Here is a 24,359-nt window from a genome sequence, read left to right on the forward strand (position 1 = left end):
CGAGGAGGAAAACCATGGCACCCGTGACCCTCGCCGCCGCGAACGTGCGTATCGAGCACGACAAGGCACGCAACCTGGCGAAGTTCCTGGAGATGATCGACGAGGCCGCCACCAAGGGCGTCGACGTGCTGGTGCTGCCGGAGGTCGGCCTGCAGGGCTACGCCGACTTCGCCTTCGGCCTCGGTGACAAGGGCACCGCCGCGCAGAAGCAGTACTACTTCCGCGAGTCCGAGCCGGTGCCCGGCCCGGCCACCGAGGCCATCCGGGCCAAGGCCGCCGAGTACGGCATGTACGTCCAGCTCGGGCTCGCCGAGCGGGCCGCGCACGGCAACGTGATCCTCAACGCGACCGCGTTGATCGGCCCCGACGGTGTGGTGGGCGTGTACCGCAAGACCCACAACACCTTCGAGTTCCCGTACTTCAACGCCGGCCAGTCCGCACCGGTGTTCGACCTGCCGTTCGCCCGCGTCGCCAGCCTGATCTGCTACGACCTGGCCTTCCCGGAGCTGATGCGGGTCTTCGCGCTCAAGGGCGCGACGCTGGTGCTGAACTCCACGGCGTGGCCGATGAAGGGCCACGACCCGGCCGACGACTACCACGGCTTCGCCATGGACCTCGCCGCCCAGGCCAACGCCTTCTTCAACCAGTCGTGGCTGGTCGTCGCCAACCACTGCGAGAAGGGCGTCTACACCGCCGGGCTCGACTACTGGGGTCACAGCCAGATCGTCGACCCGTACGGCAAGGTCGTCGCGATGCTGACCGACGAGGAGGGCCTGGTCACGCACACCGCCGACCTGGACGCCACCACGCTGGCCAGCCGCACCGAGGGCTTCTTCGGGCTGAACCTGCTCCAGGACCGGCGACCCGACCTGTACGGCCCGATCGTCGACCCCGCCCCGTACGCGCCGACCGACCGTCCCGCGCCCACCCCGCGCGGTCCGCTCGACCAGAAGGCCGGCTGACATGCTGCGTCAGGTCATCCTGAAGACCGCGGCCAGCCGCCGCGCCCGGCGGGCGATCGAGGCCACCCCGCTCACCCGTGCCGTCGTGGACCGGTTCGTCGCCGGCGAGAACGTGCCCTCCGCCGTACGCGCGTCGGAAGGGCTGAACGACGCAGGTTGTCTCGCCACCCTCGACTACCTGGGTGAGGACACCACCGACCGGGCCCACGCCGAGCACGTCACCGGGCAGTACGTCGCACTGCTCGACGGGCTCGCCGACGCCGGACTGACCGGCATGGCGGAGGTCTCGATCAAGTTGTCCGCGCTCGGTCAGGCCCTGCCCCGCGAGGGTGAGGCCGTGGCGTTGGACAACGCGTCCCGCATCTGCGCGGCCGCCGCGCGGGCGGGCACCACGGTCACCGTGGACATGGAGGATCACACCACCACCGACTCGACGCTGGGCATCGTCGCCCAGTTGCGTCGGGACTTCCCGGAGACCGGCGCGGTCATCCAGGCGTACCTGCGGCGCAGCGAGGGCGACTGCCGTGACCTGGCGACCGCCGGTTCGCGGGTCCGGCTGTGCAAGGGCGCCTACCGGGAGCCGGCGAGCGTGGCCTACCAGGCTCGTGCCGAGGTGACCCAGGCGTACCTGCGGTGCGCCGAGATCCTGATGGCCGGTCCTGGCTACCCGATGCTGGCCACGCACGACCCGGAGCTCATCGTGGCCGGCACCCGGCTGGCCGCCGGCCGCCCCGGCGGCGTCACCGGGTACGAGTTCCAGATGCTGTACGGCATCCGCCCCACCGAGCAGCGGCGACTCGCCGAAGCAGGCCACCAGGTCCGGGTGTACGTGCCGTTCGGCGAGGAGTGGTACGGCTACCTGATGCGGCGTCTCGCCGAGCGTCCGGCCAACCTCATGTTCTTCTTCCGGGCTCTCACCAGCCGCAACTGACCAGGAGCAACGCAGTCTGATGGACGCCGTCACCACCACCCCTGCACCGGTCAACGAGCCGAACCTCTCGTACGCGCCGGGCAGCCCGGAACGCATCGGGCTGGCCGCGAAGCTGGGCGAGCTCGCCGGCCAGCGGTTCGAACTGGACATGACGATCGATGGTCGACGCCGGATGGGCGGCGGCGACCGGATCGACATCGTCCAACCGCACCGCCACCGCCATGTCCTCGGCACCCTCGGCAACGCCACCCACGACGACGCCCGGGCGGCGGTCGACGCGGCGAAGCGGGCCGCCGGTGACTGGCGGGCGCTCTCCTTCGACGAGCGGGCGGCGGTCTTCCTCAAGGCCGCCGACCTGCTCGCCGGGCCGTGGCGGCAGACGCTGAACGCGGCCACCATGCTGGGCCAGTCGAAGACGGCGTTCCAGGCGGAGATCGACTCGGCCTGCGAGCTGATCGACTTCTGGCGCTTCAACGTGCACTTCGCCCGGCAGATCCGCGCCGAGCAGCCGCAGTCCTCGCCCGGCGTGTGGAACCGCGTCGACCACCGGCCGTTGGAGGGCTTCGTCTACGCGATCACGCCCTTCAACTTCACCGCCATCGCCGGGAACCTGCCCACCGCGCCCGCCCTGATGGGCAACACGGTGGTGTGGAAGCCGTCGCCGACGCAGCAGTTGGCCGCGTGGTGGACGATGCGCCTGCTGGAGGCGGCCGGCCTGCCGCCCGGGGTGATCAACATGGTGACCGGTGACGGTCTGGCCGTCTCCGATGTGGCGCTGGCCGACCCGGATCTGGCCGGCATCCACTTCACCGGCTCCACCTCGACCTTCCAGCACCTGTGGCGCACGGTCGGCGAGCGGATCGGCAGCTACCGCAGCTATCCACGGATCGTCGGCGAGACCGGCGGCAAGGACTTCATCGTCGCCCACCCGTCGGCCGACGTCGACGTGCTGCGTACCGCCATGATCCGGGGGGCGTTCGAGTTCCAGGGGCAGAAGTGCTCGGCCGCCTCCCGGGCGTACGTGCCCCGGTCGCTCTGGCCCCAGCTGCGGGAGGACCTGATCGCCGAGGTGGAGTCGCTGACCATGGGCGACGTCACCGACCTGTCCCACTTCATGGGGGCGGTCATCGACGGACGGGCCTTCGCCCGGCACGCCGTCGCGATCGAACGGGCCCGCGCCACCGCCAGCTGCAACATCCTCGCCGGTGGTGGGTACGACGACAGCGAAGGCTGGTTCGTCCGGCCCACGATCATCGAGTGCACCGACCCGACCGACGAGGTCTTCACGACCGAGTACTTCGGGCCGATCCTCGCGGTGCACGTCTACGAGGACGAGGCGTACGAGGCGACGCTGGCCCAGTTGGAGTCCGTCTCCGCGTACGCGCTGACCGGCTCGATCATCGCGCAGGACCGCGCGGCCATCGCGCACGCCGCGCAGGTGCTGCGCTTCGCGGCCGGGAACTTCTACGTCAACGACAAGCCGACCGGGGCGGTGGTCGGCCAGCAGCCCTTCGGTGGCGGGCGGGCCAGCGGCACCAACGACAAGGCCGGTTCCGCCCAGAACCTGCTGCGCTGGACCAGTGCCCGCACCATCAAGGAGACCTTCGTGCCGGCGACGGACCACCGTTACCCGCACATGGCCTGAACGCCGTCGCCCCCGCCATCCCTGCTGCGCAGGCGGTGGCGGGGGTGATCGGCGCAGATCAGTGGTACATCAGGCCGCCGGACTGGGCGGTGGCCAGGCGACGTCCGTACCACTTGGGCCAGACGAAGTCGGTGCGCATGCTCGCACCACTCCACGAGGCGGACTGCGGAACCAATCCACCGGAACCACCGTGGAACAGGGCTACCGACCCGGATGCGGGCGGCTCCGAGTCCGCGCCGACCATCTCCCTGGGCGAGGTCACGATCGCGTCGAGGGGGCCCATGCCGTCGAGGTTGAGGATGGCCACCGCACCGCCGAACTGGTCGTTGCTCTCGGCCCCACCCGGTACGACCGGGTGGTCCTGGTCGAAGCCCTGGGCGCCGGTGCCGGTCAGCCCGGAGGCGGACCCCTTGAGCAGAGCAACCGTGCCCGCCCGCTTCTTCGTACCGATCGCCTCACCGGGCGCGCCCACCAGCACGTCGTCCCGGCCGTCGCCGGTCACGTCACCCACCGCCAGGGTCGCACCGAACAGGTCACCGACCTCCGGTGAGCCGGGCACCCCGGGCGTACGCTGGCTGAACATCTTCACCGCGCCGCTGGACAGACCGGCGCCACCGGTACGACCGGTGAAGACCGCGACCATGCCCTCGTTGCCCTTCGGGGACTGCGTGTACGGCGCCCCGGCGATCACCTCGCCCAGTTTGTCGCCGTTGACGTCACCGATGGCCAGGGCCATGCCGAGGCTCCGCACGTAGCTGTCGTCACGACCGGTCGCCTTGCGCAGTGCCGCCCCGGTGACCGAGGTGGCCCCGCTGAGCTTCACCCCGTTCGCCGAGCCCCACATCAGCGTGAGCATCCCGCTGCCGGTAGGCGAGCTGTCCTCGTTCTCGCCCGGTGCGCCGATGACCAGGTCGGCGTACTTGTTGTTGTTGACCCTGCCGATGGCCAGGGTCCAGCCGAAGTGGTCGTTGCGCTCGGCGGAACCCGGAACGGCGGCCTGGTTCTGGTGCAACTGCTGCGCACCGGTGCCGGTCAGCCCGTTGGCCCCGCCGTACAGGACGGCCACCGCCCCGGCGTAGGTGACCTTGCCGATCGCCTCGCCGTACGCCCCGACCGCCAGGTCGTCCCGGCCGTCGCCGTTGATGTCACCGGCCGCCAGCGCCGAACCGAACCAGTCGCCCTCCTCCGAGGCGCCCGGCACTCCCGGCGTGCTCTGGGTGAAGTGCTTCGCCCCGTCGAGCCGCAGGCCGGTGACGCTGCCCGGGATCACCCAGACCCCGCCGGCGTTCGCCTTCGCGCTCAGATCGTACTCACCGTAGTCGGAGGCGGCCAGGTCGTCGTAGCCGTCACCGTTGAAGTCCCCGGCGGCGAGGATCTCCCCGAAACAGCCACAACCGCCGGCCGGCGTGACCGCGGTAGCGAAGTAGTCGACGTACGGTGCCGAGGAGTACCGCACCACCACCAGACCCATCGGGGTCTGCGGGAAGCGGTGCTCGGAGGGATCGGCGGAGGCGGCGATGTCGTCGACGCCGTCACCGTCGAAGTCGGACCGGGTAGGCCCGGTCCCCTTGACGGGGGTGGTCGCCTTCGCCACCCGGTAGTGCTGAAGGACGATCCCGTCCCGGGTGACCGTCCGGTAGTCGTTCGCCGCCGCCGGAGCGGGCACACTCACCGCCAGACCGGTGGCAACCGCCAACATGGACAGTCCTGCGACACTTCGCCGCATCAAGAACCCCCGCTTTTAGGTGATCAGTAGATGTGCCGTTGTCCGCCGCTCTGCGGGCCGGCGATCCTTGAGCCGTACCAGTACGGCCAGAGTCGATCGGTGCGCAGCGACGCGGCGCTCCAGGAGCCCGCCTGCGGCACGAGGCCGCCCGGGGCGCCGTGGAACCGCGACAACGTCCCGGAAGGATACAAGTCTTGATCACCGGCTACGTTCTCACCTGTCGACGCCACTAGAGCATCCAGCGGCCCCTTGCCGTCGAGATTGAGGATGGCGACCGAGGCGCCGAACAGGTCAAAGCGCTCCGTACCGCCCGGCACCACCGCGTGGTCCTGGTCGAAGCCTTGAGCGCCGGCGCCGGTCAACCCGGCGGCAGACCCCTTGAGCAGAGCGATCATGCCTGCCCCGGTCTTCTTACCGATCGCCTCAGCAGGGGCACCCACCAGCACGTCGGCCCGACCGTCACCGGTCACGTCACCCACTGCGATCGTCGCGCCGAACTCGTCGCCCTGCTCCGGGCTACCCGGGACACCGGCCGTACGCTGCGTAATGATCTTCACGGCTTTGCCGGAGAGGCCCGCGCCACCGGAACGGCCGGTGAAGACCGCCAGCAGACCGCCGTTGAGGTGCGGGGTCTGCGCGGTCGGCGCCCCGGCGATCACCTCGCCCAGCCCGTCACCGTTGACGTCACCGATCGCCAGCGACATGCCCAGCTGCAAGGCGATGGTGTCCTTGCGTCCGGTCGCCTTGTAGACCCCCGCGCCGGTGACCGAGGTGGCGCCGCTGAGCTTCACCCCGTTCTTGGAACCCCACATCAGGGTCACCATGCCGTTGCCGTTCCAGGTCTGACCGTCGTTCTCGTGCGGCGCGCCGATGACCAGGTCGGCGTACTTGTTCTCATTCACTTTGCCGATGGCCAGCGTGAAGCCGAAGTGGTCAGGGCGCTCGGCGGCACCCGGCACGGCGGCGAGGTTCTGGTGCAGCTGCTGGGCACCGGTCGTCCGCAGGCCACCCACCCCGCCGTACAGCACGGTGACCGCACCGGCCTCCTTGACCTTGCCGATCGACTCGCCGTGCGCCCCGATCGCCAGGTCGTCCCGACCGTCGCCGTTGATGTCACCGGCCGCCAGCGCGGCACCGAACCAGTCGTGGTTCTCCGCCGCCCCGGGCACCCCGGGACTGCTCTGGTTGAAGTGCTGCGCCGAGTCGACCACCAGACCACTCCGGCTGCCCGGGATCACCCACACCCCACCGGCACGGGTCCTCTGCACTGGGTCGACCTCGACCGAGTCACCGATGGCCAGGTCGTCGTAACCATCGCCGTTGAAATCGCCGGCGGCCAGCGCTATGCCGAAGCAGCGACAGCCGCCTTCCGCAACGAGCACGCTGGCGAAGTAGTCGACATGCGGTGCGGACGAGTAGCGCACCACCACGAGCCCGGTCGCCCGGTGCGCCAGTCTGTCCTGCGTGAAGTCGCTGGCGACCGCGACGTCGTCAATTCCGTCACCGTCGAAGTCGGAACGGGTCGGCCCGGCCCCCTTCACCGGGGCTACCGGCTTCGGCACCCGATGGAACTGGAGGATCACGCCCTCCCGGGTGATGGTCCGGAACTCCTCCTCGGCCGCCTGCGCGGGAGTGCCCACCATCAGGCTCGCCGCAACCGCCAACACCGACACTCCGGCAAGCCTGCGCCGCATCTGCGCCCCCGTCTCCCTGCTCAGTACCACGGGCCGCTGCTCTGCGGCCCGGCGATCCGATGGCCGTACTCCAGCAGTTCCAGCCGGTCGGTGTTCAGGGCACGCCCGCTCCACGAACCGGACTGCGGGACGATCCCGCTGGATGAGCCGTGAAACCGGGACAACGTCGCGGAGGGATAGCCGGGGATGTCACCGGCGACCTCCTCTCGGGTCGACCCCACGAGGGCGTCCAGCGGGCCCTTGCCGTTGAGGTTCAGCAGCGCCAGCGAGCCGCCGAACCGGTCGCCGCGCTCGGCCCCACCCGGGACGACGGAGTGGTTCTGGTCGAACCCCTGCGCGCCGGTGCCGGTCAGCCCGGACGAGGAACCCTTGAGTAGGACGATCATGCCCGCCTCGTCCTTCGTACCGATCGCCTCGGTGTACGCGCCGACCAGCACGTCCGCCCGACCATCGCCGGTCACGTCACCGGCCGCCAGGGTCGCGCCGAACCGGTCCCCACTCTCCGGCGAACCCGGCACCCCGGTCGTACGCTGGGTAATGATCTTCACGGCCTTGCCGGACAGCCCCGCGCCACCGGTACGACCGGTGAAGACCGCGATCAGACCACCGTCGACGTGCGGGGTCTGCGCGTTCGGCGCCCCGGCGATCACCTCGCCCAGCCCGTCACCGTTCACGTCACCGATCGCCAGGGACATGCCCAGGTACCAGGCGATGGTGTCCTTGCGGCCGGTCGCCTTGTACACCCCCGCGCCGGTGACCGAGGTGGCCCCACTGAGCTTCACCCCGCTGGCCGAACCCCACATCAGGGTCACCATGCCGCTGCCGTTGGCGCCGCTGCCGTCATTCTCGTGCGGCGCGCCGATGACCAGATCGGCGTACTTGTTGTTGTTGACCTTGCCGATGGCCAGCGACATGCCGAAATGATCGCGGCGCTCCGCCGAACCCGGCACCGCCGCCTGGTTCTGGTGCAACTGCTGGGCCCCGGTGCCGGTCAGGCCGCCACTACCGCCGTACAGGATGGTGACCGCGCCGGCCTCCTTGACGCTGCCGATCGCCTCCTTGAAGGCCCCGATCGCCAGGTCGTCCCGCCCGTCGCCGTTGATGTCACCGGCCGCCAGCGAGGCACCGAAGGCGTCCCGGTTCTCCGACTCACCGGGTACCCCAGGGGAACTCTGGTTGAAGTGCTTGGTCGAGTCGACAACCAGGCCCGTGCGACTGCCTGGGATGATCCAGACACCCCCACCATGCGCATTGTTCTTCTTGGTGTCGGCCTCGTCGGCGTCACCGATCGCCAGGTCGTCGTAGCCGTCACCGTTGAAGTCACCGGCCACCAGGGCGATGCCGAAGCTGGAGATGTTGTCCACGCCCGTGCCGATGAAATAGTCGACGTGCGGCGCGGACGAGTAGCGCACCACCACCACGCCCGTCGGATAGTGCGGCAGGCTGTGGTTGAGCCAGCCGGCCGAGGCCGCGATGTCGTCGACCCCGTCGCCGTCGAAGTCGGAGCGAGTCGCCCCGGTCCCCTTCACCGGCGTGACCGCCTTCGCCACCCGGTGGTACTGCATGATCAGGCCATCCCGGGTGATGGTCCGGAACTCGTCGGCGGCCTGGGCGGGAGTGCTCACCGCCAGCCCGGCCAACACCGTCAGAACCGTCAGCCCGGCAAGCCTGCGCCGCATCGAAACCCCCGCATCCCTGTTGTCGCACTCACAGCATAGGGACACGTAGATCAAAAGCCATGTCTGTCCGGCCAGAGATCACAGCCTGGCTGGCCCGAAGCTGGCCATAGGAGCAGCTTTCGGACAGGCACCAGAACGCCCGATGTGATCCTCGCGGATCGACCGGGCGTTCTCACTGTCCACGAGCCGCGACGGCGGGATTTGAACCGGCAGGGCTGCAGACGCACAAACCTGCGGTCTGGGATCATGCGTCCCGGCCGCTAGACAGCGCACATGACCAGCGCTCCGAGCGTCCACCCATGGACGACCGCATACGGCAACGGATGTAACCGACCACAGGACAACTGTCGGCAAGGCGACTCGCATTCACCTTGTTGACTGGCACGTGTAGTCATAACGTAACGCCATGTGGTCGGGAATATCGAGGCTTTGGGGAACTAGGGGTTCCGCAGCCGAGGAAAAATGGAAAGAAGTAATCAACAACAGCTCCAAAAGCTGGCATCCTGACCACCTCCGAAGCCTGATCCTGGACGCGGAAGAGAAGCTCCACCTCCAGGAATTGTGGCGCAAGGTTGCACTAACTTGGATCTTCCTGGGAAACATCCTGCTTGCGACTGCCGCAGTGGTTGCGACATTCCTCCAAGACAGCCAGGCAGGGCGGTACTCGACTTGGCTGTACGTAGCGTTGGCCGTGTCCCTGCTCGCCTCACCAGTACTGGCGTATTGGCAGTACAAGCGCATGCGAAGCACACGCATCTTCATCAAGAAGCTCCACGTGGTACGGCGACGCACGCAGGCGGAAGTAGACACCAATGCCACCACCGGCGAAGGGGACCCCGCCTTACTGGCACAGAAACGCTACAGAGATGACGTCCCGGATCTCATTTCACAATTCCGCGAAGATGCCGGACGAAGCCGACGAATTCATAATCGATTTCAAAGCGTCATCATCGTCGGATCGGTAGCGACATCCGCGATTGCGACAGCATCCGTGGCATTCAGCCAGGCCAGATGGCTGACCGTAGCTGCCAGCGCTGCTGTTGGGTTGTCGGCAGGATTCACCGGATATTTCAAGTACCACGAGCGCAGCTTCAACTCGCAACAGACGGCCGACGCGATTGAGCGAGAGTACGAGGCGGTAGAGCTTCGCGTGGGCAAGTACCTCGGGCTCGACGAAAAGAGGGCGTATGCCCTGTTCGCTGACACTGTGGAGAGGCTGCGCGACGAACAGAACAAGCGGCAGCAACAGCTGGACCAGCCAGCCGAGGTCAAGCGCGAGGAGTAAGCGGGGGCATCGTCCAAAGGCACCCGGGTCGGACACGGCAGATCAGGGCCTTGAGACCACAACCGAGACCACCAAGCGGAACGCCCGGCCGGTCCTCTCGGACCGACCGGGCGTTCTCGCTGTTCACGAGCGGTGGCGGCGGGATTTGAACCCGCGGAGGGCGTAAACCCTCACACGCTTTCGAGGCGTGCTCCTTAGGCCACTCGGACACGCCACCGCCGAGTAGGCTACAGGACTCCCGGTTCGGACGCCGAACCGGTCCCCGGCCGCCCGGCCTGGCAGGATCACTGGCATGAGTACGCACATCGGCGCGAAGCCGGGCGAGATCGCCGAGCGGGTCCTGATGCCGGGTGACCCCCTGCGGGCCAAGTGGATCGCGGAGACCTACCTCGAAGGCGCGAACTGCTACTCGACGGTCCGGGGGATGCTGGGCTTCACCGGCCGCTGGAACGGCGTCGAGGTCTCGGTGCAGGGGTCCGGGATGGGCATGCCGTCCGCCTCGATCTACGCACACGAGCTGGTCAACGAGTACGGCGTGAAGTCGCTGATCCGGGTCGGCTCCTGCGGTGCCCTGTCCGAGGATCTTCAGCTGCGGGACGTGATCGCGGCGATCGGGTCGTCAACCGACTCGAACATGAACCGGGTGCGCTTCGACGGGCTGATCGACTACGCCCCGGTGGCCGATTTCGGGCTGCTGCGTACCTCGGTGGAGGTGGCCGAGCGGCGCGGCATCGCGATGCGGGTCGGGCCGATCCTGGCGGCGGACGCCTTCTACACGGACCGGCCGGACCTCTACGACCGGCTGGCCGACTACGGGGTGCTGGCGGTGGAGATGGAGTCGGCGGCGCTCTACACGATCGCGGCCCGGTTCAAGGCCCGCTCGTTGACCCTGCTGACCGTCAGCGACCACATCAAGACCGGTGAGAAGACCACTTCCCAGGAGCGGGAGCAGACCTTCAGCCAGATGGTCGAGATCGCCCTGGACACCATCGTCGCCTGACTCGCGGCACCCGTCGGCGTCCCGTCACCGCTCGTCGGTGGCGGGACGCTTCGTGTCGGTCTGGTCAGCGGCTCAAGGTCACGATCCGCCCTCGCCGCCCACGTCGAGCACCGCACCGCCGTGGCCCCAGCGCTTGATCCACTCCATATCGCCGTAATTGCGGTATCCGCAGCCCCGCGTAACCGCCATTCCGCCGAAACGGCGAAGCCGCCACAAGCGGGTGACGGCGGTCACCGAACAAATAAGCACGACCGGTCGGTCGTGTTGTGTAGGGTGCAGGTATGACCGTTGACGGCCGGCTGGCCCGGGGTGAGCGCACCCGCACCGCAGTGCTGGATGCCGCCGTCAGCCTGGCCAGCGAGAACGGCCTCGACGGGCTGTCGCTCGGGCATCTCGCCGACTCCCTCGGGGTGAGCAAGTCCGGCATCTTCGCGCACTGGCGTTCCAAGGAGGCGCTTCAGCTCGCCACCATCGACCGGGCCGTGGCCCAGTGGCAGGAGCTGATCATCACCCCGGCCCTGCGCGCCCCTCAGGGCGTACGCCGCATCCACGCACTGCACGAGGCCCGGATCAACTTCTACGCCACCCGGGTGCTGCCTGGGGGGTGCTTCTTCGGCACCGCCGAGTTCGAGTTCAACGCCCGGCCCGGTGCAGTCCACGATCGCCTCGCCACGGTCCTCGCCGACTGGACCGCGTTCCTGGAGCGGCTCGTCCGCGAGGCGGTCGAGCTGGGCGAACTCCCGGCCGAGGTGGATGTGGCGCTGCTGGCGTACGAGATCGACTCGTTCGGGATCGCCGCCGCGATGCGCTCCCGACTCTTCGACCCGGAGAGCACCTACCGGCACGCCCGCCGGAGTGTGCTGGACCGGCTCCGGGGCCTGTGCCCCGATCCCACCCTGCTACCGGAAGGCACCTGATGAGCAACGCCGTCGCCGACCCCACCGCCGTCGAGTACGGCCACGTCGAGCACGCCATGGTGCACTTCGACGACCTCGACGCCATGGGCATCCTGCACAACGCGCGGTACGCGCTGCTGCTGGAGCGGGCGCTTACCGCGTACTGGTCCGCCAACGGGGTCGCCTTCAGCAACGGGCAGGCCACCACCCCCGACGTGTTCCACGCGGTTCGCGAGTTCGCGATCAGCTACCGTGCCCCGATCACCGGCACCGGGCCGGTCGGGGTGCACTTCTGGGTGGAACACCTCGGCACCAGCAGCGCCGTCTACGGCTTCCGGTTCCACTCGCTCGACGGCACGACGGTGCACGCCGAGGGACGGCGAGCCGTCGTCCGGCTCGACCCGGCGACCCTGCGCCCGGCGGCCTGGACAGACCTGGCCCGAGGCATCGCCGGCGCCCTGCTGCGCCCCGCCTGACGAGAACACCAGCGACCGGCAACAGCAGCGGCGAGGGCAGCGGCGAGGCAGGGCTTCAGCGGAAGAAGGCGCGCATGACGGTGCCGGTCTCGGTGGCGAGGACTCCGCCGTACACCTCGGGGCGGTGGTTGAGGCGGCGGTCGCGCAGCACGTCCCAGAGCGAGCCGGCGGCACCGGTCTTCGGTTCCCACGCGCCGAAGACCACGGTGGACACCCGGGACAGCACCAGCGCGCCCGCGCACATGGTGCAGGGTTCCAGGGTGACCACCAGGGTGCAGCCGTCCAACCGCCAGCGGCCCAGCCGTTCGGCGCCCCGCCGCAGCGCCAGCACCTCGGCGTGCGCGGTCGGATCGCCCGTCAGCTCCCGCTCGTTGCGGCCGATCGCCAGTTCGTCACCGTCCGGGCCGTAGAGCACCGCCCCCACCGGTACGTCGTCGGCCTGCCGGGACGGGTCGGCAACGTCCGGACCGGTGACCGCGACCTCCAGGGCGCGGCGCATCCAGAGTTCGTGGCGCTGCCGGCGGCCGACGCCGCCCGGATCGGCCAGGCCCTCGTGCGCGCCCGGCCCCACCCGGCCGACCGCACCGGGAGTGGGCTGCCCGGCCCGGACCGTCTCCAACGCCGGATCGGTCGCGTCCGCCGGCTCCCCACCGCCCACCGGCGCGCCGGCAGGTCCGGCGCTACCCAGCGACACCCCGCCGGCAGGTCCGACACCACCCCGCGGTGCGCCGCCGGCTGGATCAGACCTCACGCAGTTCCTCGACGTCGTCGACGCAGCCCAGCACCTGGCAGACCTCGGCGGTGACGTCGGCCGGCATCAGTCCCTCGTGCGCGCAGAGGGCGAGCAACTGCTGCGCGGTGATGCCCAGGTCGGCCAGGATGTCCGCCTCACCGACCGGGTCGGCCTCCGGGTCGACGGCCGGTTGCTCGTTGTCGTCGCCACTGGTCGTGGCGGGAGGCGGTTCTTCGGCGTCGTCGAGCCCGGCGATCGACGTCTTGAGGTCACCGACCAGCAGGGCACCCAGCCGGGACTCCTCCGCGAAGGCCGAGTCCGAGCCGAAGACCCGCAGGTCCTCACCCTCGTCGAGGCGCAGGATGACCAGGTAGGTGTCGTCCGCCTCGACGAACAACAGCGACAGGTCGGCATCCGGTCCGACGTCGCGCAGCCGCTCGGCGACATCGTCGACGTCGGCGACACCCCGCAGACTCAGCTCGGCGGCTGTCCAGCCGCCCTTTTCGCGTACCACGGCCGCAGCGAAGTACGACACGGTCCCCCCAAGTAGCCCTTGGCACAGCTCACGCCAGCCGTTACGCGTGCACGTTAGCCGGTCGGATCGGTAGGCGACCGGTCAACGCCCCGAAGCGCCGGCCGGTCATTCCTGGGGAAGTATCTGGTTCCGCTCAGCCGGCGAGCCGCCGACGGGTGGCGATCAGCTCGCGCAGTCGTTGGGTGCGCGCCCGCTGTGGCCGTTCTCGTTCGCGTATCGCGCGGGCGTCCGCCAACTGCGCGAGCAGCTGAAGGCGGCGACGGCTGCGATCCGGGTCGAGCCGCGGAGTGGTCCAGGCCATACCGGGAGAGTGCCGAGTCCTGGCGGCACAGTCAAGATGGGTTTCAGTGCCTGCACGACGACGCAACGCACTCAATGCCGGTAGGAATCACCAGAGCGGCCAGTCACCGCTGGTCCACCACCGGGCGGCAACCGCGGCAGCGGCGATGCTCCACCCTCCGGCGGTCACGATGGCGATGCCGGTGGCCACCCCCCGGTCGCCGTACCGGACCAGCAGGAGGGCCACCAGCCAGGCCAGCGCTCCGGCGATCAGGGTCCACCAGGCGTACCCGGTGAGGCTGCCGCCGAGCAGCCCGAAGATGACCAACCAGGCGGTCGTGCCGGTGGCGCCGGCGGCGATGGCCGCGCCGCTGACCGGGTGCGGCTCACGGTAGGTGGGTCGCGGCGGGCGTCCGCTGGGGAAGAGACCCGACGGGCTGTACGGCATCATCGCTGGCCACTCCTCCCACGCCTGGCCGGTACTGCTCACCGTACCGGCTGGACCGCCGCTGGTCGGGCGGGCGAGCGTACGCGGCCGGGCCGGACGGGACGGGTTCTGTCAGGATGGCCGGGTGGTTGCGCTGACCGGACGACGACACCTGCCGTACGCGGCGCTGCTGCTCGTGCCGGTGCTCGCCGCCGGCTGCGCGACCGGCCCCGGACCCACCTGGTCCGCACCGACCAGCAGCCCGACCAGCAGTCCGACCGGGACCAGCCCGACGGCACCGTCCAGCGCCACCCCGACCGCCGACAGCCCGGGGCCGGAGAGCGCCGATCAGCCGGCGCCGACCGCCACCCCGGGTCGGGACCGGCTGCCGCACGTCTTTCCGGTACGCGCCCGCAACGTCGACTACCACCCGACCCACTCCGGGTACCCGGGCACGGACATCTTCGCCGACTGCGGCGAACCGTTCGTGGCGGTCACCGACGGTACGGTCGGCGAGGTCAGCCGCCGGGACCGGTACGACAAGCGGGGCCCACAGGGCCCGTACAACGGTGGCCTGTCGGTGTCGGTGCTCGGCGACGACGGCGTGCGCTACTACGGTTCGCACCTGACCGAGATCGCCGTCGGCATCGAGCCCGGCGTGCGGGTACGGGCCGGTCAGCAACTCGGCACCGTGGGCCGCACGGGCAACGCCAACAACGTCTGCCACCTGCACTTCGGCATCTCTCCACCGTGCCTGGGTGAGGACGGCTGGTGGATCCGTCGGGGCGTGGTCTGGCCCGCGCCGTACCTCGACTCGTGGCGCAAGGGCGGCAACCGCGCACCGGCGGCCGAGGTGGGCCGATGGCATCGCCGGCACGGCTGTCCGGCGAAACCACCGGGGCGCTGAACCGGGGCGTCACGTCCCGCGTCATTCGCACGTCATCACTTCGCAACATTGACGGAGGTCTCATTCGTGAACTACCGTCCGCCTAACAACCTCAGAGAGCGCTCTCTGGACTACCTAAACTCACAATGACGACGAAACGCGCCCACCGGTCGCGGCCGGACCGGCGCGATGGAGGAAAGATGCGACCTCCCGTCCCACACCGCACCCACCACCGACTCCTGGCCGCCGGCGCCGCCGCGGCCCTCGTCCTCGGCGGGCTGGCCGTCATCGCCACCTCCGCCGCACAGGCCGCGCCCGTCGGCGCGGGCAGCTACACCACCACCCCCGTCGGCCCGCTCCCCAGCGGCTGCGGGAACCTCACCACCAACCCCCGGCAGTACGCCACCGCCGCCGCACCCGCCGGGCCGGTACCGACCAACGACTGGTGGTCCTCGCTGCTGTGGAAGCGCTTCAACTGCGCCTTCAGCGAGCCACTGCACGCCCACCCGGTCGCCTACCAGCCGGTCACCGACGGTCTCGGCTTCTCCGCCACCTCCACGGCCACCATCACCGGCACCGCCACCGGGGTCGGCGAGTTCAAGTACCCCTACGTCGAGGACATCCGGGTCGGCGTGGCCGGGCTGGGCGCCCCGAACGTCCTGGTGGACGACTGGACGGACTGGACTGTCACCCCGTACTGGAGTGACGGGTCACGCACCCTGCGGGCCACCATCGGGCACGGTCTGCCGTTCACGTACTTCCGCAGCACCGGCGGCGACGCGGTGATCAACGCGACCGGTGGCAGCCCCACGGTCTGGTCCAACAGCGGTGCCACCATCGGCTTCACCGTCCGCGGCCACGACTACGTCGCGTACGCGCCGAGCGGCGCGACCTGGACCGTCAACGGCGCACGGATCAGCTCCAACCTCGCCGGCCGGGGCTACTTCTCCGTCGCCCTGCTGCCGGCCACCGCCGACGGCACCACCCGCGCCCAACTCGCCACCACCTACGGCCGGTACGCGCACACGCACGTCACCGGCACCCGGGTCGCCTACACCTACCAGCAGTCGAGCAGCCAGGTGGAGACCCGGTACACCTTCACCACCACCCCCCGCGAGGGCACCGAGACGCGTACGGTGGTCAGCCTCTATCCGCACCAGTGGAAGGCGCTGACCGGGGCCACCCCGATCAGCCAGACCTACCCGTCGGCCCGGGGCCGGATGAAGGTGCTCACCGGGGTAGCCGAGTTCCGCACCTCGATGCGCTTCCACGGCGTACTGCCCGAGGTGCCCGCCGTCGCCACGGGTGCCGGCGCCGACCTGACCACGCTGCGCCAGCACCTGGCGGCGACCCGCGCCAACCCGATGGACCAGCGCGGCGGAGACACCTACTGGACGGGCAAGGGGCTGGGCCGGGCGGCCCGGATCGCCGAGATCGCCGACCAGGTCGGCGACACCGAGACCCGTACGGCCGCGCTGAACGCCATCCGCGCCACGCTCACCGACTGGCTCACCGCCTCGCCCGGCGAGACCGAGCGGCTGTTCTACTACGACCAGCGCTGGGGCACGCTGATCGGCTACCCCGCCTCGTACGGCTCCGACCAGGAGCTCAACGACCACCACTTCCACTACGGCTACTACATCGCCGCCGCCGCGACGCTCGCCAAGTTCGACCCGGCGTGGGCCCGCCAGGACCAGTACGGCGGCATGATCGACCTGCTGATCCGGGACGCCAACAACTACGACCGCACCGACAGCCGCTTCCCGTACCTGCGTGACTTCGACATCTACGCCGGGCACGACTGGGCGGCCGGGCACGGCGCGTTCGCCAGCGGCAACAACCAGGAGTCCTCGTCGGAGGGGATGAACTTCGCCAACGCCCTGATCCAGTGGGGACAGGCCACCGGCAACACCGCCGTACGCGACGCCGGCATCTTCATCTACACCACCCAGGCCGCCGCCATCCACGAGTACTGGTTCGACGTCACCGGCGAGAACTTCCCCGCCGCGTTCGGCCACAACAACGTCGGCATGGTCTGGGGCGACGGCGGGGCGTACGCCACCTGGTTCAGCGCCGAGCCGGAGATGATCCAGGGCATCAACCTGCTGCCGATCACCGGCGGGCACCTCTACCTGGGCTACCACCCCAACTACAACGCCCAGAAGTACGCCGAACTGGTCCGCAACAACGGCGGCGAGCCGACCATCTGGCAGGACATGCACTGGCAGTTCCTGGCCCTCGGCGACGCCGACACCGCCCTGGCCAAGCTGCGCGCCAACCCCGGCTACACCCCGGAGGAGGGCGAGAGCCGGGCCCACACCTTCCACTGGGTGCGCAACCTGGCCGCGCTGGGCCGGGTGGACACCGGGATCACCGCCAACCACCCGCTGGCCGCCGTCTTCAACCGCAACGGCGCCCGGACGTACGTGGCCAGCAACATCTCCAACACCCAGCTGACCGTACGGTTCTCCGACGGGACGCAGCTGTCGGTGGCACCGGGACGGACCGTCACCAGCGGCGCGCACACCTGGAGCGGCGGCAGCGGCGGTGGCGGCACGCCCCCACCGACCACCACCCCGACGCCCACTCCCACGCCGACCCCGACCCCGACGCCCACTCCCACCCCGACCCCGACCGGGCCGGCCAGCTCGCCGGTGCGCTACCTGCTGTCGGGCGGCGGTCTGGGCGCGGCGGGATCCGCCGGCAGCACCACCGTGACCAGCGCCGGCGGCGGCAACTACGACGGCACCCCACGTAACCCGGTGGTGTTCACCGCGACCGGGCTCAACCTCAACCACAACGGCGGGCAGACCGCGTTCGAACTGCTGCTCGACGCCGGCCAGGCGGTCGGCAACGGGGTGCAGGCCCGCATCTCGTACGACCTGACCGGCAACGGTTCCTGGGAACGGGTGGAGACCTACCGGTACTTCGCCACCGACCCGGTACCCGGTTGGGAGCGGTACACCCAGGCGGCCGGGCTGCACTCCAGCACCGGATCGCTGGGGAACCTGCGCAACGGCACCGTACGGGTGGAGGTCTGGTCCGCCATCGGCAACAACCCCAGCACGCTCGGGGTCGGCAACCAGTCGGTGATCAGGCTGCCGTACAGCTGATCGGTCCCACCACCCCGCGCCGCCGGTCGTCTCCCGACCGGCGGCGCGGGCGCGTAGGTTGCAGAACATGACCCGAGATCCCATCGCCGACCTGCGTCGGATCGCCTTCCTGCTGGAGCGGGCGAACGAGGCCACCTACCGGGTCCGGGCCTTCCGGTCCGCCGCGAGCGCCCTGGCCGCGCTGCCGGCCGCAGAGGTGGCGCAGCGGGCCCGGGCCGGCAAGCTCACCGAGCTGGCCGGCGTCGGTGACGTGACGGCCCGCTGCGTGGCCGAGTCGCTGGCCGGCGAGGAACCGGTCTACCTGCGTCGGCTGCTCGCCACCGAGGGCACCGACCTGGACGCCGAGGCGAGCCGGCTGCGTGCCGCGCTGCGCGGCGACTGCCACACCCACTCCGACTGGTCCGACGGCGGCTCGCCAATCGAGGAGATGGCGCTGGCCGCGGTCGAGCTGGGCCACGAATACCTGGTGCTGACCGACCACTCGCCCCGACTCAAGGTGGCACGCGGCCTGACCGCGGACCGGCTACGCCGGCAACTCGACCACGTGGCACAGCTCAACGAGGCGCTGCCGGAAGGATTCCGGATCCTCACCGGCATCGAGGTGGACATCCTCGCCGACGGCTCCCTCGACCAGGCGGAGGAGTTGCTCGCCCGCCTGGACGTGGTGGTCGGCTCCGTACACAGTGGCCTCAACGACGACCGGGCCAAGATGACCCGGCGGATGCTGACCGCCGTCGCCAACCCGCACCTGGACATCCTCGGGCACTGCACCGGCCGGATGGTGTCGTCCCGCCCGGCCGGCGTGACCGGTCCGGGCGACCGCGGACACCGCGCCCGGACCCGCCCCGAGAGCGACTTCGACGCCGACGCGGTCTTCGCCGCCTGCGTGGAACACCGCACCGCCGTGGAGATCAACTCACGGCCCGAGCGTCAGGACCCGCCCAAGCGGTTGATCCGCCGCGCACTGGAGGCCGGCTGCCTCTTCGCCATCGACACCGACGCGCACGCCCCCGGTCAACTCGACTGGCAGCGCTTCGGCTGCGAACGGGCAGCCCGCTGCGGCGTCCCCGCCGACCGCGTCATCAACACCTGGACCGCCGAGGACCTGATCGCCTGGACAACCCCCTGACCACCCTGCCCCCTGCCCCCTGCCCTCCCTGCCCCGACCAGCCTGCCTTCTGACCCAGCGAGACACTCGGCCTCCAGACAGGACGCCCGAGGCCCCGACTCCACCCGAAACCGGGGCCTCAGCGCTTGATCGACTCCACATCGCCGTAATGGCGGTATCCGTGGTGCCGCGTTACCGCCATTCCGCCGTAACGGTGAGCGCACCACGGCCGGGCGTGAGGTCGCGGACGGTCAGTGGGTCGCGAGTTCCGCGGTCGGCTTCGCCCCGGCGCCCACTCCGTCGGAAGGTCGCGCGGTGCCCGCCCGGCGGCGGCGGCCGATCAGCCCCTGCGACACGGCCACGCCGAGCAAGACGATCAGCGCGCCGACCGGCTGGTGCCAGGTGAGCCGCTCGTCGAGCACGAGCGCACCGATCACGATGGCGAAGACCGGGATCAGGTAGGTCACCATGGCGGCCGTGGTAGCACCCACGATCCGGATGTTGCGCAGGTTGATGACGAAGGCCAGCCCGGTACCGATCGCGCCCAGCACGAGTACGGAGGCGACCACGCTCGGCGACAGGCTGGTCGGTACCGGCGGCGCGCCGGCCACCAGCGGCGCCACGATGGCGAGCTGGGCCGTGGCGAGCACCAGCTGCGCGGTCGACAGCGACAGTCCGGAGAGCTTGCTGCCCGCGACGAACTTCTTCTGGTACGGAATGGCGAGGCCGTAGCAGGCCGCCGCCGCGAAGCACATCAGCTGACCCACCAGGTGGGCACCGCCGACGCCCTGCCAGACGCCGAGCACCACAAGCACACCGGCGAAGCCGAGCCCCAACCCGACTGCCTTGCGTACGGTCAACCGCTCGGTACGGAACACCAGTACCGCCATCGGCAGCACCACCAGCGGGGTGGTGGCGTTCCAGATGCCCGCGAGCAACGACTCGATCCGCTGCTCGCCGTAGCCGAACAGGCTGAACGGCACCGCCACCCCGAGGGCGGCGATCACGGAGAGGTGGCCCCACACGCGCGGGTCCCGGGGCAGCCGGTCCCGCAGCAGGGCGAGCACCACCAGCAGGGTCAGCGCACCGGCGCCGACCCGGTAGAGGGTGAGGTGCAGGGGGTGCAGTTCCGCCACGCCGACCTTGATGAACAGGAAGCTGGAACCCCAGATGGCGGCGAGTGCGACGAATCCGGGCAGCCAGCTCCGCAAGGCCGGCTTGTCAGGGGTGAAGTCCATGGTCACCCCTGACACTCTGCCCCTGGAGCACGACGTTGTCCTGCGGATTTCCGCCGCCGTGTCGCGCACCACAGAAACCACCTACATTGGTAGTGCGTTGACCGGCCGAGGAGGTGTGAACCCATGGCGATGCCGATGCGCTTCGACCCACTTGTCGATCTCGACGGAATGTGGACGACCCAGCTCGCCGAGCGCTACCTCCCGCTGCCTGAGCTACCCGATGCGCGCTACGAGTGCATCGACGGGAGGTTGGTCATGACGCCCGCCGAGGTCGGCACGAACAGCTACGGCGAGATCGAGCTCGCCCATCTCCTCAAGCCCGCCGCCAGGGCTCACGGCATCTACGTGTTCGGTCAGGTGAATCTGACCTTCTCGCCGCAGCGGTGGATCCAGCCGGACGTCACCGTCCTGCACGCGCTGCCGAAGACCGACGAGGAGGACCGCTGGATTCCGGCGCACCTGTGCACCATGGCCGTCGAGTTCGTCTCGCCCGGCAGTCGCCGCCAGGACTTCGTCGACACGCCGATGCGCTGCGCCGAGGGGCGGGTGCCGTACTTCATGCGGGTGGAGATCTCCCGCCGACTCCGGCACGCCGCGGTGGAGCTGTTCACCCTCGGCAAGTTCGGCGGCTACGACACCCTCGCCCAGGCCGTCAGCGGCCACCGGCTACGCGCCGACGAGCCGTTCCCGATCGACTTCGATCCGGCCGACCTCCTCCCCTGACCGTCGCCCACCGACAACGACACAGGGCCGCCGCCGTACCAGGCACCCCACAGCCATCGGCGGGTCGCCACGCCGGTGCGGACGGGCCGGAAAGACGGCAGCCTCCGTCCGGCCGTCTCGCGTAGGGTCGCGTGCGTGGGACGAATCGACGACATCGCCAACCGCTACGTCGCCGAGTGGGCCGCGCTGAGCCCGACCGGCGCCACCTACGTCGGCATTTCCGGTTATGACGACCAGCTGGACGACCTGTCGCCGGACGGGTACGCCGCCCAGGCCGACCTGACCCGCCGCACCCTGGCCGACCTCGACGCCACCGAGCCGGACACGGAGGCCGAGCGCATCGCCCGGGAGGCGATGCAGGAGCGGTTGGGTCTCGACCTCGCCCGCTACGAGACCGGGGAGACGACCAGCGAGGTCAGCGTCATCACCAGCGGGTTGCACCACAGTCGAATGGTCTTCGACCTGATGCCGACCGAGGGTGCCGAGGCGCAGGCAAACATCGCCGCCCGGTTGAGCCTCTTCGCCGGTGCGATGGAGGGCTACAAGACCACGCTGCGCGAGGCGGCCGCGAAGGGCCACGTCAGCTCGCAGGCTCAGCTGCTCAAGGTGGCCGAGCAGTGCGACTCCTGGGTCGACCCGCAGGGCGACAACGTCTTCCACGGGCTGATCGAGCGGTTGGGTGCCGAGGGTGCCCTCGACGCCGACCTGCGTCGGGGGGCGGCGGCAGCCACCGCGGCGATCGCCGAGTTCGGGCAGTTCCTGCGCACCGAGCTGGCTCCGCACGGGCGGCAGAAGCAGGCCGCCGGGCGGGAGCGGTACGAGCTGGCCTCGCAGTACTTCCTCGGTGCCCGGATCGACCTCGACGAGACGTACGCCTGGGGGTTCGCCGAGCTGGCCCGCCTGGAGGCCGACATGCGTACGGTGGCCGGGCAGATCCTCACCCCCGGCGCCACCATCGATGAGGCGGTGGCCGCGCTGGACGCCGATCCGACCCGCACCATCCAGGGCAAGGAAGCCTTCCGGGACTGGATGCAGCAGCTCGCCGACCAGGCGATCAGCGAGCTGCACGGCACCCACTTCGACATCCCCGAGCAAGTACGCCGGATCGAGTGCATGATCGCGCCGACCAGCGACGGTTCCGTCTACTACACCGGCCCCAGCGAGGACTTCGCCCGGCCGGGCCGGATGTGGTGGGCGGTACCGCAGGGAATCACGGACTTCTCCACCTGGCGCGAGGTGACCACCGTCTACCACGAGGGCGTCCCCGGCCATCACCTTCAGATCGGACAGACCGCCGTCCGCGCCGGGATGCTCAACCGCTGGCAGCGGCTGCTCTGCTGGGTCTCCGGGCACGGCGAGGGCTGGGCGTTGTACGCCGAGCGGCTGATGGACGAGCTGGGTTACCTGGAGGATCCGGGTGACAAGCTCGGCATGTTGGACGGCCAGGCGTTCCGGGCGGCGCGGGTGATCGTCGACATCGGCATGCACCTGGAGTTGGAGATCCCGAAGGACAATCCGTTCGACTTCCACCCGGGCGAACGCTGGACGCCCGAGCTGGGCTGGGAGTTCCTGCGGGAGCACTGCCGGGTGCCGGACGAGATGCTGCGGTTCGAGTTGAACCGGTACCTGGGCTGGCCGGGGCAGGCACCGTCGTACAAGGTGGGTGAGCGGATCTGGTTGCAGGCCCGCGACGACGCGAAGACCCGCAAGGGCGCCGACTTCGACCTGCGTGAGTTCCACCGGCAGGCGCTCGACCTGGGTGCGCTCGGGCTCGACCCGCTGCGTCGGGCGCTGGCCCGCCTCTGACTGCGCACATGCTGAAGGGGTGGACCCGTGTGGGTCCACCCCTTCAGCGTGCTCAGCGGGTCAGCGCTTCTCCGCCTCGCCCTGCGTTCCGCGCTGGAGCGGCACGGTGGGTTCCTCGGAGCGCCAGTTGGTCGACGCCGGCGGGATCTCGTCGGTCAGCGGACCGGCCGCGCGCTCGTCGTCGCGTACCGCCGGCTGGTCCACCCGGGTCGGCGCCGGGTCCGTCCCGGCCCGGTGGGTGCCCACGGCCGCCGGGGCGGGCCGGCGGGAGAACAGCAGCGCGGCGACGATCAGCGCCAGGCCCAGCACGACCAGGGCGAGCGGCGCCCACACGCCCAGGATCGCCAGCTGGCCCCGGCTCGACTTGGCCCGGTCGGCGGAGGCCGTCACGGTCTCGTCGTTGTACACGAAGTCCGCGTCCAGCAGCGTCACCGGTGCGCCCGTGTTGGGCGTCAGCACCTTCTTCTGCTGCTCCCGCACCTTGATGTAGGAGCCGGTCACCGGGTCGACCCAGACCGTACGGGTGTTGCTGTAGACGATGTCGCCGGCGGTCGCGCCCGGGGCGAGCGCGCCGAGCAGCAGGGCGATCCGCTCGGCGGGCAGCGGCAGCTTCTCGTCGGTGATGACCTGCTCGTACCGGTACGTCTCCAGGCCCTCGATCTCCTCGGTGCCCTTGAACTCGGCCATCCGGGTCTGCCGCAGGTCCCGGTCGAAGACCTCGTAGTTGCTCTGCTCCGCGTTGAACGGGAACTTGTAGACCTGCCCGGCGAACGAGACCTTCTCCGGGGCGCCGCTGTCGTCGAGGAACTGGTCGTTCCACTCCACGGCCGCACCGGAGACCCGGTCCAGGGCCAGCTCCGCGCCGTACGCGCTGACCAGTTCCTTGGTGTCGGTCCGGTCGACGGTCTGGCCGACCCGCCACACCACGGTGTCGCCGGCGAGGTCACCGCTGAGCGCAGCGGTCTTGTCGCGTTCCGGAGTGACCAGGATGGTGGACTTCAGGTCAGCCTGGTCGATGTCGACCGCGCCGTTGGTGATCTGGAGAAAAGTTGCGCCCTTGGCCTCGGCGACCGAGGTCGAGGGATCCAGGTCGTAGGGCAGTTTGGTCATCGCCGGTTTGACGACGAACACCAGTCCGGCGGCCAACGCCAGGAGCAGGACGCCCCCGCCGAACAGCACGGCACCCACGGCGCGGTGCTTCATGTTTCCTCCCTAGA

22 protein-coding genes and 1 tRNA gene are annotated in these 24,359 nt (G+C 70.0%); 12 read left to right on the top strand and 11 right to left on the bottom strand.

What is annotated here, in order from left to right; all coding sequences use genetic code 11:
* The first annotated feature begins 14 nt into the window (after positions 1 to 14).
* Genes JMF97_RS21720 through pruA form a run of 3 tightly spaced genes read left to right on the top strand, consistent with a single transcriptional unit; the run spans position 15 to position 3,538 of the window.
* Positions 15 to 962: a carbon-nitrogen hydrolase family protein gene (locus JMF97_RS21720; protein ID WP_203223189.1), complete on the top strand. Its 948-nt coding sequence runs from the start codon at positions 15 to 17 to the stop codon at positions 960 to 962.
* 1 nt (position 963) lies between these two features.
* Entirely contained in the window at positions 964 to 1,893 is a 930-nt protein-coding gene (locus JMF97_RS21725) for a proline dehydrogenase family protein (protein WP_203223190.1), read from the top strand.
* Between the two features lie 19 nt (positions 1,894 to 1,912).
* On the top strand, positions 1,913 to 3,538 hold the full coding sequence (pruA, locus tag JMF97_RS21730) for an L-glutamate gamma-semialdehyde dehydrogenase (RefSeq protein WP_203223191.1): 1,626 nt from the start codon (positions 1,913 to 1,915) through the stop codon (positions 3,536 to 3,538).
* A gap of 58 nt (positions 3,539 to 3,596) precedes the next feature.
* Here the strand turns inward: pruA and JMF97_RS21735 are convergent, their stop codons facing one another.
* From JMF97_RS21735 to JMF97_RS21745, 3 genes are read right to left on the bottom strand one after another with little or no spacing between them, the layout of a single operon-like run.
* Positions 3,597 to 5,237, bottom strand: coding sequence for an FG-GAP and VCBS repeat-containing protein (locus JMF97_RS21735; RefSeq protein ID WP_238359769.1), 1,641 nt, complete (start codon positions 5,235 to 5,237; stop codon positions 3,597 to 3,599).
* A gap of 50 nt (positions 5,238 to 5,287) precedes the next feature.
* Positions 5,288 to 6,988 (bottom strand): FG-GAP-like repeat-containing protein, encoded by a 1,701-nt coding sequence (locus tag JMF97_RS21740; protein ID WP_307817039.1) that lies wholly within the window; start codon positions 6,986 to 6,988, stop codon positions 5,288 to 5,290.
* Complete coding sequence (locus JMF97_RS21745; RefSeq protein WP_203223193.1) at positions 6,979 to 8,637, bottom strand: FG-GAP-like repeat-containing protein; 1,659 nt, start codon at positions 8,635 to 8,637, stop codon at positions 6,979 to 6,981. The genes JMF97_RS21740 and JMF97_RS21745 overlap by 10 nt, the downstream gene beginning before the upstream one ends.
* Before the next feature lie 406 nt (positions 8,638 to 9,043).
* On the opposite strand from JMF97_RS21745, the gene JMF97_RS31450 reads away from it, so the two are divergent.
* The gene (locus JMF97_RS31450) at positions 9,044 to 9,922 is read left to right on the top strand and encodes a DUF4231 domain-containing protein (RefSeq protein ID WP_238359770.1); all 879 of its coding nucleotides are present in this window, start codon (positions 9,044 to 9,046) and stop codon (positions 9,920 to 9,922) included.
* A 130-nt stretch (positions 9,923 to 10,052) separates the two neighbouring features.
* Here JMF97_RS31450 and JMF97_RS21755 read toward each other — a convergent pair.
* Positions 10,053 to 10,139, bottom strand: a tRNA-Ser gene (locus tag JMF97_RS21755).
* Positions 10,140 to 10,214: 75 nt separating this feature from the next.
* Between JMF97_RS21755 and deoD the strand changes: the two genes are divergently transcribed.
* Positions 10,215 to 10,922, top strand: a complete 708-nt coding sequence (gene deoD, locus JMF97_RS21760; protein WP_013736384.1) for a purine-nucleoside phosphorylase — start codon at positions 10,215 to 10,217, stop codon at positions 10,920 to 10,922.
* 78 nt (positions 10,923 to 11,000) lie between these two features.
* Here the strand turns inward: deoD and JMF97_RS21765 are convergent, their stop codons facing one another.
* Positions 11,001 to 11,156 (bottom strand): hypothetical protein, encoded by a 156-nt coding sequence (locus JMF97_RS21765; protein ID WP_203223194.1) that lies wholly within the window; start codon positions 11,154 to 11,156, stop codon positions 11,001 to 11,003.
* Positions 11,157 to 11,203: 47 nt separating this feature from the next.
* Here JMF97_RS21765 and JMF97_RS21770 point away from each other — a divergent pair, with 47 nt between their 5' ends.
* Both JMF97_RS21770 and JMF97_RS21775 read left to right on the top strand, forming a co-directional pair.
* Complete coding sequence (locus JMF97_RS21770) at positions 11,204 to 11,839, top strand: TetR/AcrR family transcriptional regulator (RefSeq protein ID WP_203223195.1); 636 nt, start codon at positions 11,204 to 11,206, stop codon at positions 11,837 to 11,839.
* Positions 11,839 to 12,294: an acyl-CoA thioesterase gene (locus JMF97_RS21775; RefSeq protein ID WP_203223196.1), complete on the top strand. Its 456-nt coding sequence runs from the start codon at positions 11,839 to 11,841 to the stop codon at positions 12,292 to 12,294. The genes JMF97_RS21770 and JMF97_RS21775 overlap by 1 nt, the downstream gene beginning before the upstream one ends.
* Before the next feature lie 55 nt (positions 12,295 to 12,349).
* Here JMF97_RS21775 and JMF97_RS21780 read toward each other — a convergent pair whose 3' ends face one another.
* The 4 genes from JMF97_RS21780 to JMF97_RS21795 all read right to left on the bottom strand — a co-directional run bounded on the left by JMF97_RS21780 (position 12,350) and on the right by JMF97_RS21795 (position 14,292).
* Positions 12,350 to 12,793 (bottom strand): nucleoside deaminase, encoded by a 444-nt coding sequence (locus JMF97_RS21780; protein WP_203223247.1) that lies wholly within the window; start codon positions 12,791 to 12,793, stop codon positions 12,350 to 12,352.
* Between the two features lie 241 nt (positions 12,794 to 13,034).
* Complete coding sequence (locus tag JMF97_RS21785) at positions 13,035 to 13,562, bottom strand: tRNA adenosine deaminase-associated protein (protein WP_203223197.1); 528 nt, start codon at positions 13,560 to 13,562, stop codon at positions 13,035 to 13,037.
* Positions 13,563 to 13,695: 133 nt separating this feature from the next.
* Positions 13,696 to 13,863 (bottom strand): hypothetical protein, encoded by a 168-nt coding sequence (locus tag JMF97_RS21790; RefSeq protein ID WP_203223198.1) that lies wholly within the window; start codon positions 13,861 to 13,863, stop codon positions 13,696 to 13,698.
* Positions 13,864 to 13,950: 87 nt separating this feature from the next.
* Positions 13,951 to 14,292, bottom strand: a complete 342-nt coding sequence (locus JMF97_RS21795; protein ID WP_203223199.1) for a hypothetical protein — start codon at positions 14,290 to 14,292, stop codon at positions 13,951 to 13,953.
* A gap of 178 nt (positions 14,293 to 14,470) precedes the next feature.
* On the opposite strand from JMF97_RS21795, the gene JMF97_RS21800 reads away from it, so the two are divergent.
* The 3 genes from JMF97_RS21800 (at position 14,471) to JMF97_RS21810 (ending at position 19,396) form a co-directional block, all read left to right on the top strand.
* Positions 14,471 to 15,175 (top strand): M23 family metallopeptidase, encoded by a 705-nt coding sequence (locus tag JMF97_RS21800; RefSeq protein ID WP_438803772.1) that lies wholly within the window; start codon positions 14,471 to 14,473, stop codon positions 15,173 to 15,175.
* Positions 15,176 to 15,354: 179 nt separating this feature from the next.
* Entirely contained in the window at positions 15,355 to 18,267 is a 2,913-nt protein-coding gene (locus JMF97_RS21805) for a glycosyl hydrolase (RefSeq protein ID WP_203223201.1), read from the top strand.
* 67 nt (positions 18,268 to 18,334) lie between these two features.
* Positions 18,335 to 19,396: a PHP domain-containing protein gene (locus JMF97_RS21810; protein WP_203223202.1), complete on the top strand. Its 1,062-nt coding sequence runs from the start codon at positions 18,335 to 18,337 to the stop codon at positions 19,394 to 19,396.
* A gap of 230 nt (positions 19,397 to 19,626) precedes the next feature.
* Here the strand turns inward: JMF97_RS21810 and JMF97_RS21815 are convergent, their stop codons facing one another.
* Complete coding sequence (locus JMF97_RS21815) at positions 19,627 to 20,613, bottom strand: DMT family transporter (RefSeq protein WP_203223203.1); 987 nt, start codon at positions 20,611 to 20,613, stop codon at positions 19,627 to 19,629.
* Positions 20,614 to 20,736: 123 nt separating this feature from the next.
* Here JMF97_RS21815 and JMF97_RS21820 point away from each other — a divergent pair, with 123 nt between their 5' ends.
* On the top strand, positions 20,737 to 21,336 hold the full coding sequence (locus JMF97_RS21820; RefSeq protein WP_203223204.1) for a Uma2 family endonuclease: 600 nt from the start codon (positions 20,737 to 20,739) through the stop codon (positions 21,334 to 21,336).
* A 135-nt stretch (positions 21,337 to 21,471) separates the two neighbouring features.
* Positions 21,472 to 23,142: a DUF885 domain-containing protein gene (locus JMF97_RS21825; RefSeq protein ID WP_203223205.1), complete on the top strand. Its 1,671-nt coding sequence runs from the start codon at positions 21,472 to 21,474 to the stop codon at positions 23,140 to 23,142.
* A 60-nt stretch (positions 23,143 to 23,202) separates the two neighbouring features.
* On the opposite strand, the gene pgfA is transcribed toward JMF97_RS21825, so the two are convergent.
* Positions 23,203 to 24,345 (bottom strand): cell envelope lipid trafficking protein PgfA, encoded by a 1,143-nt coding sequence (pgfA, locus tag JMF97_RS21830; RefSeq protein WP_203223206.1) that lies wholly within the window; start codon positions 24,343 to 24,345, stop codon positions 23,203 to 23,205.
* Positions 24,346 to 24,359: the final 14 nt, after the last annotated feature.

Origin of the sequence: Micromonospora fiedleri (genome assembly GCF_016774385.1) — a bacterium.
GTDB classification, from domain to species: Bacteria; Actinomycetota; Actinomycetes; order Mycobacteriales; family Micromonosporaceae; genus Micromonospora; species Micromonospora gifhornensis.

Bases quoted from the DNA above. Each gene is read 5' to 3' on its own strand.
- JMF97_RS21720 (WP_203223189.1), top strand. From the start codon at position 15: ATGGCACCCGTGACCCTCGCCGCCGCGAACGTGCGTATCGAGCACGAC.
- JMF97_RS21725 (WP_203223190.1), top strand. From the start codon at position 964: ATGCTGCGTCAGGTCATCCTGAAGACCGCGGCCAGCCGCCGCGCCCGG.
- pruA (WP_203223191.1), top strand. From the start codon at position 1,913: ATGGACGCCGTCACCACCACCCCTGCACCGGTCAACGAGCCGAACCTC.
- JMF97_RS21735 (WP_238359769.1), bottom strand. From the start codon at position 5,237: ATGTTGGCGGTTGCCACCGGTCTGGCGGTGAGTGTGCCCGCTCCGGCG.
- JMF97_RS21745 (WP_203223193.1), bottom strand. From the start codon at position 8,637: ATGCGGCGCAGGCTTGCCGGGCTGACGGTTCTGACGGTGTTGGCCGGG.
- JMF97_RS31450 (WP_238359770.1), top strand. From the start codon at position 9,044: ATGTGGTCGGGAATATCGAGGCTTTGGGGAACTAGGGGTTCCGCAGCC.
- deoD (WP_013736384.1), top strand. From the start codon at position 10,215: ATGAGTACGCACATCGGCGCGAAGCCGGGCGAGATCGCCGAGCGGGTC.
- JMF97_RS21770 (WP_203223195.1), top strand. From the start codon at position 11,204: ATGACCGTTGACGGCCGGCTGGCCCGGGGTGAGCGCACCCGCACCGCA.
- JMF97_RS21775 (WP_203223196.1), top strand. From the start codon at position 11,839: ATGAGCAACGCCGTCGCCGACCCCACCGCCGTCGAGTACGGCCACGTC.
- JMF97_RS21780 (WP_203223247.1), bottom strand. From the start codon at position 12,793: ATGCGCCGCGCCCTGGAGGTCGCGGTCACCGGTCCGGACGTTGCCGAC.
- JMF97_RS21790 (WP_203223198.1), bottom strand. From the start codon at position 13,863: ATGGCCTGGACCACTCCGCGGCTCGACCCGGATCGCAGCCGTCGCCGC.
- JMF97_RS21795 (WP_203223199.1), bottom strand. From the start codon at position 14,292: ATGATGCCGTACAGCCCGTCGGGTCTCTTCCCCAGCGGACGCCCGCCG.
- JMF97_RS21805 (WP_203223201.1), top strand. From the start codon at position 15,355: ATGCGACCTCCCGTCCCACACCGCACCCACCACCGACTCCTGGCCGCC.
- JMF97_RS21810 (WP_203223202.1), top strand. From the start codon at position 18,335: ATGACCCGAGATCCCATCGCCGACCTGCGTCGGATCGCCTTCCTGCTG.
- JMF97_RS21815 (WP_203223203.1), bottom strand. From the start codon at position 20,613: ATGGACTTCACCCCTGACAAGCCGGCCTTGCGGAGCTGGCTGCCCGGA.
- JMF97_RS21820 (WP_203223204.1), top strand. From the start codon at position 20,737: ATGGCGATGCCGATGCGCTTCGACCCACTTGTCGATCTCGACGGAATG.
- pgfA (WP_203223206.1), bottom strand. From the start codon at position 24,345: ATGAAGCACCGCGCCGTGGGTGCCGTGCTGTTCGGCGGGGGCGTCCTG.